This is a genomic window from Streptomyces sp. NPDC054840, assembly GCF_053611065.1.
The window spans coordinates 4,617-12,217 of the sequence record NZ_JBSGZP010000168.1; the positions used below are offsets into that span (position 1 = coordinate 4,617).

9 protein-coding genes are annotated in these 7,601 nt (G+C 72.3%); 3 read left to right on the forward strand and 6 right to left on the reverse strand.

Features of this window, described 5'->3' with window-relative positions:
- Positions 1–227: 227 nt before the first annotated feature.
- Positions 228–401, forward strand: a complete 174-nt coding sequence (locus tag ACWGIU_RS14915) for a hypothetical protein (protein ID WP_453705850.1) — start codon at positions 228–230, stop codon at positions 399–401.
- Between the two features lie 20 nt (positions 402–421).
- On the opposite strand, the gene ACWGIU_RS14920 is transcribed toward ACWGIU_RS14915, so the two are convergent.
- From ACWGIU_RS14920 to nth, 3 genes are all read right to left on the reverse strand, one after another.
- Positions 422–1,624 (reverse strand): MarP family serine protease, encoded by a 1,203-nt coding sequence (locus tag ACWGIU_RS14920; RefSeq protein ID WP_453705852.1) that lies wholly within the window; start codon positions 1,622–1,624, stop codon positions 422–424.
- Positions 1,625–1,637: 13 nt separating this feature from the next.
- Positions 1,638–2,360 (reverse strand): NUDIX hydrolase, encoded by a 723-nt coding sequence (locus tag ACWGIU_RS14925; RefSeq protein WP_453705854.1) that lies wholly within the window; start codon positions 2,358–2,360, stop codon positions 1,638–1,640.
- 199 nt (positions 2,361–2,559) lie between these two features.
- A complete protein-coding gene (nth, locus tag ACWGIU_RS14930) occupies positions 2,560–3,408 on the reverse strand; it encodes an endonuclease III (protein ID WP_453705856.1) in 849 nt (282 codons plus the stop codon).
- A 267-nt stretch (positions 3,409–3,675) separates the two neighbouring features.
- Here nth and ACWGIU_RS14935 point away from each other — a divergent pair, with 267 nt between their 5' ends.
- Both ACWGIU_RS14935 and ACWGIU_RS14940 read left to right on the forward strand, forming a co-directional pair.
- Complete coding sequence (locus tag ACWGIU_RS14935; protein WP_003981529.1) at positions 3,676–4,350, forward strand: Crp/Fnr family transcriptional regulator; 675 nt, start codon at positions 3,676–3,678, stop codon at positions 4,348–4,350.
- A gap of 152 nt (positions 4,351–4,502) precedes the next feature.
- A complete protein-coding gene (locus ACWGIU_RS14940) occupies positions 4,503–5,309 on the forward strand; it encodes a nucleotidyltransferase domain-containing protein (protein ID WP_453705857.1) in 807 nt (268 codons plus the stop codon).
- Positions 5,310–5,328: 19 nt separating this feature from the next.
- Here ACWGIU_RS14940 and ACWGIU_RS14945 read toward each other — a convergent pair whose 3' ends face one another.
- From ACWGIU_RS14945 to ACWGIU_RS14955, 3 genes are read right to left on the reverse strand one after another with little or no spacing between them, the layout of a single operon-like run.
- On the reverse strand, positions 5,329–5,628 hold the full coding sequence (locus tag ACWGIU_RS14945; protein WP_030726713.1) for a hypothetical protein: 300 nt from the start codon (positions 5,626–5,628) through the stop codon (positions 5,329–5,331).
- Positions 5,625–6,470: an MBL fold metallo-hydrolase gene (locus tag ACWGIU_RS14950; protein ID WP_453705860.1), complete on the reverse strand. Its 846-nt coding sequence runs from the start codon at positions 6,468–6,470 to the stop codon at positions 5,625–5,627. The genes ACWGIU_RS14945 and ACWGIU_RS14950 overlap by 4 nt, the downstream gene beginning before the upstream one ends.
- On the reverse strand, positions 6,467–7,456 hold the full coding sequence (locus ACWGIU_RS14955; RefSeq protein WP_453705862.1) for an NUDIX hydrolase: 990 nt from the start codon (positions 7,454–7,456) through the stop codon (positions 6,467–6,469). Before ACWGIU_RS14955 ends, ACWGIU_RS14950 begins: the two co-directional genes overlap by 4 nt.
- Between the last annotated feature and the right edge of the window lie 145 nt (positions 7,457–7,601).

Genomic DNA, 7,601 nt, shown 5'->3' on the forward strand with positions numbered 1-7,601 from the left:
GGCTCAAGGACCCCGAGCCGGACCGCTGACGGGACGGCCGGCCGGGCCGCCGCCCGAAAGGGCCGCGCGACGGCCGGCACGACGGTGCCGGATCCGGCGACCGTCCCCTGAACGGGCGGCAGTTCGATCGTGCGCTTGTCGTACGAGCATTCAATTGCCTGGCGCATAGGCCAATTGGCCGCCCCGGACGGGATTACGGACCTTGGGGCACGGGCAGAGCTCGGAGTATGAGCTGGACGCACGACTACGGTGACACCGCGCACGAACGCCGCCCGGCAGCTACGCCGGGCACGCACGAGAGGGCCGGCCGGCACGGCCACGACCCCCGCCTCGGGATTCCGCTCATCCTGCGCCGACGGGCCCGCTGGGTCTCCGCGCGCCTGCGTCATCCGCGGACGTAGGGACCCGTCGGAGCGTCGGTTCAGAGGGCGCAGCCCTGGCTGTCGACCCGGCGTACGGCGTCCTTGCCGACCCGGATGTCGTCGCGGATCTCGTCCACCGTCAGCACGTAACCGGTGTTGGGATCGTCGAGGGACTTCGCGAAGACGACTCCGTACACCTTGCCGTCGGGCGTCAGCAGCGGGCCGCCGGAGTTGCCCTGGCGGACCGTCGCGAACAGCGAGTAGACGTCCCGTCGGACGGTACCCCGGTGGTAGATGTCCGGGCCGTTGGCGTTGATCCGCCCGCGGACACGGGCCGACCGGACGTCGTACCCGCCGTTCTCCGGGAAGCCGGCGACGATCGCGTCGTTGCCGCTCGTCGCGTCCCTCTCGGAGAACTCCAGCACCGGGGCCTTCAGCTTCGGCACGTCCAGGACGGCGATGTCGCGCGCCCAGTCGTAGAGCACGACCTTGGCGTCGTACAGCTTGCCCTCGCCGCCGATCTGCACGGTCGGCTCGCTGACCCCGCCGACCACGTGGGCGTTGGTCATCACCTTGCCGGGCGCGAAGACGAAGCCCGTGCCCTCCAGCACCTTGCTGCAGCTGGGCGCGGTGCCGACGACCTTAACGATCGAGCGCTTCGCGACCTCGGCGACGGGGCTGCTGGCGAGCGTCGGGTCGGGCGCCTGCACCTCGGTGATGGGCTCGTTGGAGAACGGGCTGAACACCTGGGGGAAGCCGTTGCGCGCGAGAGTGGAGCTGAAGTCGGAGAACCATGTGTTCGCCTGCTCGGGCAGCACCTGCGACACGCCGAGGAGGACCTTGGAGTTGCGGACCTCCTTGCCCAGGGTGGGGAGCGAGGTACCGGCGAGCGCGGAACCGATGAGCCAGGCCACCAGCAGCATCGCGACCACGTTGACCAGGGCTCCGCCGGTCGCGTCGAGCGCGCGCGCCGGTGACCAGGTGATCTGGCGGCGAAGTTTGCTCCCGAGGTGGGTGGTCAGGGCCTGGCCGATCGAGGCGCAGACGATGATCACGACCACGGAGATCACGACGACCGTGGTGGACACCTGGGTGCCGTTGTCCGTCACCCGGTCCCAGACCAGCGGGAGCAGGGACACGGCGATGAGACCACCGCCGAGGAAGCCGATCACCGACAGGATGCCGACGACGAACCCCTGGCGGTAGCCGACGATCGCGAACCATACGGCGGCGAGCAGCAACAGGATGTCCAGCACGTTCACGTGGGCCACCGTCTCATGCGCGCCAGTCGAGCGGGACCTGGCGTGAGCGGTCCCACGGACGCTCCCAGCCCGCGAAGTGCAGGATCCGGTCGATCACTCCGGCGGTGAATCCCCAGACCAGAGCCGATTCGACGGTGAATCCCGGCCCCAGGTGACCGCTCGGATGAACGGTCATGACCCGGTGTTCGGGGTCCGTGAGATCGGCCACGGGAACCGTGAAGACCCGTGCCGTCTCGGCGAGGTCCACGGCTCCGACCGGGCTGGGGTCGCGCCACCAGCCGAGGACCGGGGTCACGACGAACTCGCTGACCGGGATGTAGAGCCGGGGCAGCACGCCGAAGAGCTGAACACCGGAAGGATTCAGTCCGGTTTCCTCCTCGGCCTCGCGCAGCGCGGCACGCAGCGGGCCGGTGGTGTGCGGATCGCCGTCTTCCGGATCCAGCGCGCCCCCCGGGAAGGACGGCTGGCCCGCGTGCGAGCGCAGGGTGCCGGCGCGCTCCATCAGGAGCAGCTCGGGGCCGCGGGGGCCCTCCCCGAAGAGCACGAGCACGGCGGACTGCCGCCCGCGCCCGTCCTCGGGCGGCAGGAACCGGCTCAGCTGCCCCGGCTGGACGGACCGGGCCGCCTCGACCACGGGGTCGAGCCAGCCGGGCAGGCCGTCGGTGGTGACCGCCGGGGCGCGGCCCTCGCGGGCTCCCACCGTGGTTCCGGTCTCGTCCCGTGTACCGCGCGTCATAGGCACCTCTGTCCGCGTCGTCCTGTCAAGCGCCGTCTCCCACACCGCAAACGCGGTCCGGGTACCGATTCGTTCCTCAGTCCCCGAGTCCACAGGTCTGCACGTCCCCGCGCCCCTGCGGCCCCTTCCCTTCCCCCGCCCCTTCCTGCCCCTCCTCGCCCCCTTCGCCCTCCCCTGCCCCACTGCCCCCCTGCACCCCCTACGGCGCCGCCACGTCCCCGCCCAGGGGCGGGGCGGCAAGGCCCGGGTAGTCCGGGGGCGGAGTCAGCCGCTGGCCGGGCCTGCCGCCCTTCTCGTACTTGAGCAGCTTCTTCGCCTTCTCCGGATCGGTCTCGCCCTCCCCGTACGCCGGGCAGAGCGGGGCGATCGGGCAGGCCCCGCAGGCGGGCTTGCGCGCATGGCAGATCCGGCGGCCGTGGAAGACGACCCGGTGCGAGAGCATCGTCCACTCGCTCTTCGGGAAGATCGCGCAGATCTCGGCCTCGACCTTCTCCGGGTCCTCCTGCTCGGTCAGTTTCCAGCGGCGCACCAGTCGGCCGAAATGGGTGTCCACCGTGATCCCCGGGACGCCGAACGCATTGCCGAGAACCACGTTCGCCGTCTTGCGGCCCACTCCGGGCAACGTCACCAGGTCCTCGATCCGGCCCGGCACCTCCCCGCCGAAGTTGTCCCGCAGGGCCTGCGAGAGGCCGAGCAGGGACCTCGACTTCGCCCGGAAGAACCCGGTCGGCCGGATCAGCTCCTCCAGATCTTCCGGGGCGGCGGCCGCCATGTCCTCGGGGGTCGGGTAGGCCGCGAAGAGGGCCGGGGTCGTCTGATTCACCCGCAGGTCGGTGGTCTGCGCGGACAGCACCGTCGCGACGAGCAGCTCGAAGGGATTCCGGAAGTCGAGCTCCGGATGGGCGTACGGATAGATCTCGGCCAGTTCGCGGTTGATGCGCCGCGCCCTGCGCACCATGGCCAGGCGCGATTCCGGCTTGGCCGACTTCGGTTTCTTGGCCGAAACTTTGCCCTCAGGGGTGGCCGCAGCGCTCGCGGACGTCTTCACTGGGACATGTTCGCCCACGGCAGAATTTGGGGGCTCCGTCACTCCGGCGGACCCCTTGGCCTGTGCTCTCACCGGCTTATTGGACACCCGGCCAGCCTAAGGCCGACCGCTGACACCCGCCCGGACCTCAGGTAACACCACTCCGATTGGCCTCTCGCCGCACAGCACGCCCGTCCGTCCGGCATCCTTGTGATTGATCGCACTGTTTGAGCCGTCCGGCAAAATGGGGAGCGGTCCCCTGAGCTGGTCGACATAGGAGAGAGACTCGTGGACGACGTTCTGCGGCGCGCCCCGCTCTTCGCGGCGCTCGATGACGAGCAGGCCGCGGAGCTCCGCGCCTCCATGGGCGAGGTGACCCTCGCACGCGGTGACGCCCTGTTCCACGAGGGCGACCCCGGCGACCGGCTGTATGTCGTGACCGAGGGCAAGGTGAAGCTCCACCGCACCTCCCCCGACGGCCGCGAGAACATGCTGGCCGTCCTCGGCCCCGGCGAGCTGATCGGCGAGCTGTCGCTCTTCGACCCGGGCCCGCGTACCGCCACCGCCACCGCGCTGACCGAGGTCAAGCTCCTCGGCCTCGGCCACGGTGACCTCCAGCCCTGGCTCAACGCCCGGCCCGAGGTCGCGACCGCGCTGCTGCGCGCCGTCGCCCGCCGCCTGCGCAAGACCAACGACCAGATGTCCGACCTGGTCTTCTCCGACGTTCCCGGCCGTGTGGCACGGGCGCTCCTCGACCTGTCGCGCCGCTTCGGCGTGCAGTCGGAGGAGGGCATCCATGTCGTGCACGACCTCACGCAGGAGGAGCTCGCACAGCTCGTCGGCGCCTCGCGCGAGACCGTGAACAAGGCCTTGGCCGACTTCGCGGGCCGCGGCTGGCTGCGCCTGGAGGCCCGTGCGGTCATCCTGCTGGACGTGGAGCGCCTCGCGAAGCGCTCCCGCTGACGCCGGCCACAGCCGTTCGAAGGGGTCCTGCCCGCCCGGGCAGGGCCCCTTCGTGTTTCTTCCGGTCCCCACCGCCTCCGGGGCGGTCCCGCCGACGCACGGCGCCGGCTCGGCCGCCCCGGACCGGCGGCCGGGGCGGGCACAGTGGAGTCATGGAGCACAGAGGACTGGACGCGTCCGGGTACTTCGAGCGGGAGGGGTCCCTCGGGAGGGTGCAGAGCGAGTTCAAGGGGGTTGTGGCGGCCGCGCGGGCCCGGACCACCGAGGCATACGGCCGACGCCTGCACAGCGCGTACCTCTACGGGTCCGTGCCCCGCGGGACGGCCCGGCCCGGGAGGTCCGACCTCGACCTGCTGCTCGTGCTGCACCACGAGCCCTCCGACGAGGACCGGGACACCGCCGAGGTGCTCGCCCGCGGGCTCGACGAGGACTTCCCGGAGGTCGACGGGGTCGGCATCCTCCTCCAGGACAAGGTCGCCGTGCTGAGCGAGGAGGAACGATTCGACCTGGGCTGGTTCCTCGCCTGCCTGTGCACCCCGCTGCTCGGCGCGGACCTGGCCGAGCACCTGCCGCGCTACCGGCCGGACAGCCTGCTCGCCCGCGAGACCAACGGCGACCTGGCCGAACTGCTGCCCGAATGGCGCAGGCGGGTGCGGGACGCTTCGACCCCGCAGGAGTACCGGAAACTGAGCCGCCTCTTCTCCCGGCGCCTGGTGCGCACCGCCTTCACGCTGGTCATGCCGCGGTGGGGCGGCTGGACCAGCGACCTCGGCGAATCCGCCGAGATCTTCGGCATGTACTACCCGCAGCGCGCGGCGCAGGTGGCGGCGGCGGCCGCCGTCGCGCTGGATCCCGTCGCCGACCCGGAGATGCTGCGCGGTTACGTCGAGGACCTCGGACCCTGGCTGGCGGACGAGTACACGGCACGACACGGCACGAAGACACCGCGCCGGGGCTGAGCGACGGACCGGAACCGGGTCAGGCCTTCTCGGCCTCGGCGAGGCGGTCGACGGCCAGCTTGGCCTCGGCCAGGCCCGCGCCGGTGATCCGGCGGTACTCCTTGATCGCCGAGATGTGCCGGTCGGCCCTGAGATGGGCGCGTACCTCGTCCATCCCGGCCGGTTCCGGCTCCTCGATGCCGAAGTGGTCCAGCACCAGGGCCAGGCGGCGCTCCATGCGGTCCGCCTTGTTCTGGAGGCTCTGCACCCGGAGGGTCACCGTCGAAGTGATCCATCCGGCCGTCGCGACCAGCACGACCAACAGAAACACGGTGTTCATTCAGGCCCTCCCGGGATCAGTCCGTGATCTTGAAGGTACTCCAGCTGCGCCCGGACGGACCATTCCGCGGCCGGCCACAGGGAGCGGTCCACGTCCGCGTAGACCTGGGCGACGACCGCCTCCGGCGTCAGGCAGCCGTTCTCGACGGCGGTCTCGACCTGGGCGAGCCGGTGGGCGCGGTGGGCCAGGTAGTACTCGACGGCGCCCTGCGCGTCCTCCAGGACCGGCCCGTGGCCAGGCAGGACGGTGTGCACCCCATCGTCCACGGTGAGCGAGCGCAGGCGGCGCAGGGAGTCCAGGTAGTCGCCGAGGCGGCCGTCGGGGTGGGCGACGACGGAAGTGCCGCGGCCCAGGACGGTGTCGCCGGTCAGTACGGCCCGGTCGGCGGGCAGGTGGAAGCAGAGCGAGTCGCTGGTGTGGCCGGGGGTCGCCACCACGCGCAGCTCCAGCCCGCCGGTCCGGACCACGTTCCCGGCCGCCAGGCCCTCGTCGCCGAGGCGCAGGGCCGGGTCCAGGGCGCGGACCTTGGTACGGGTGAGCTCGGCGAAGCGGCCCGCGCCCGCGGCGTGGTCGGGGTGGCCGTGGGTGAGCAGGGTGAGGGCGACCCGCTTGCCCGCCTGCTCGGCGGTGGCGATGACCGCCCGCAGATGTATGTCGTCCAGCGGGCCGGGATCGATCACGACGGCGAGGTCGGACCCGGGCTCGGACACCAGCCAGGTGTTGGTGCCGTCGAGGGTCATCGCGGAGGCGTTGGGAGCCAGGACGTTCACCGCGCGGGCGGTCGCGGGGCCCGAGGTGACGATTCCGCGGGGCTGTCCCGGCAGTGCGGCGGCGTCGGTCATGCGGTGCCTCCGGGGTCTGCGGTGTCTCCGGGGCCTGCGGGACGTCCGGTGCCTCCGGGGCCTCCGGGGCCTCCGGGGTCTGCCGGGCCTGCGGGACGTCCGGGGCGGACGCGCTTGGTGAACTCGTCGTGCCCCGGCCAGCTGAGCACCAGCTCCCCGTCCTCCAGCGTGGCCTGGGCCAGCACCGGGGCGAGGTCCTGCTCGGCTGCGGCGGCGAGCGCGCCCGCGGCGCTCCCGTACGGCTCCAGCGACCGCAGCGTGGAGATGGTGGGCGGCATCATCAGCAGCTCACCCTTGTCGTACCCGGCGGCCGCGTCGGCGGGGCGGATCCACACGGTCCGGTCGGCCTCGGTGGAGGCGTTGCGGGTGCGCTGGCCCGCGGGGAGGGCGGCCACGAAGAACCAGGTGTCGTAGCGCCGCGGCTCGAACTCGGGGGTGATCCAGCGCGCCCAGGCCCCGAGCAGGTCCGACCGCAGCCGCAGACCGCGGCGGTCGAGGAACTCCGCGAAGGACAGCTCCCGCGCCACGAGTGCCTGCCGGTCGGCCTCCCAGTCGTCTCCGGTGGTGTCACCGACGATCTCGTCCGGGGTCCGCCCGGCGAGCAGGACGCCCGCCTCCTCGAAGGTCTCCCGTACGGCCCCGCAGACGATGGCCTGCGCGGTGAGGGGATCGGTTGCCAGCCGGGCCGCCCAGTCCTCCCGGGAGGGACCCGCCCAGCCGACCTGGTGCTCCTCGTCGCGGGGATCGACCCCACCGCCCGGGTAGGCGTACGCACCCCCGGCGAAGGCCATGGAGGCCCGCCTGCGCAGCATGTGCACGGCGGGACCTTCGGGGGTGTCGCGCAGGAGCATCACGGTGGCGGCGCGCCGCGGCTCCACCGGGACGAGCGAGCCGTCCGCGAGCGCGCGGATGCGGTCGGGCCACTCCGGCGGGTACCACTGGCCTCCGGCGGGGGGCTGCTGCTGACCATGCTGACCATTCGGCATGGCCGGATGCTACGGCCATCCGGCCCGATGTTCGAGGGTCCCCCGACACGGGTGGCCGTGACGGGGGCCGGTACGGGCGATCCGGCCCCGGGAGCACGACGCGGGACGGGCCGGGAACCGCGCGGTGCGCGACCCGGCCCGTCCC

Excerpts from the sequence above, each read along its gene's own strand:
- ACWGIU_RS14915 (WP_453705850.1), top strand. The coding sequence starts at position 228 with ATGAGCTGGACGCACGACTACGGTGACACCGCGCACGAACGCCGCCCG.
- ACWGIU_RS14925 (WP_453705854.1), bottom strand. The coding sequence starts at position 2,360 with ATGACGCGCGGTACACGGGACGAGACCGGAACCACGGTGGGAGCCCGC.
- ACWGIU_RS14940 (WP_453705857.1), top strand. The coding sequence starts at position 4,503 with ATGGAGCACAGAGGACTGGACGCGTCCGGGTACTTCGAGCGGGAGGGG.
- ACWGIU_RS14945 (WP_030726713.1), bottom strand. The coding sequence starts at position 5,628 with ATGAACACCGTGTTTCTGTTGGTCGTGCTGGTCGCGACGGCCGGATGG.
- ACWGIU_RS14950 (WP_453705860.1), bottom strand. The coding sequence starts at position 6,470 with ATGACCGACGCCGCCGCACTGCCGGGACAGCCCCGCGGAATCGTCACC.
- ACWGIU_RS14955 (WP_453705862.1), bottom strand. The coding sequence starts at position 7,456 with ATGCCGAATGGTCAGCATGGTCAGCAGCAGCCCCCCGCCGGAGGCCAG.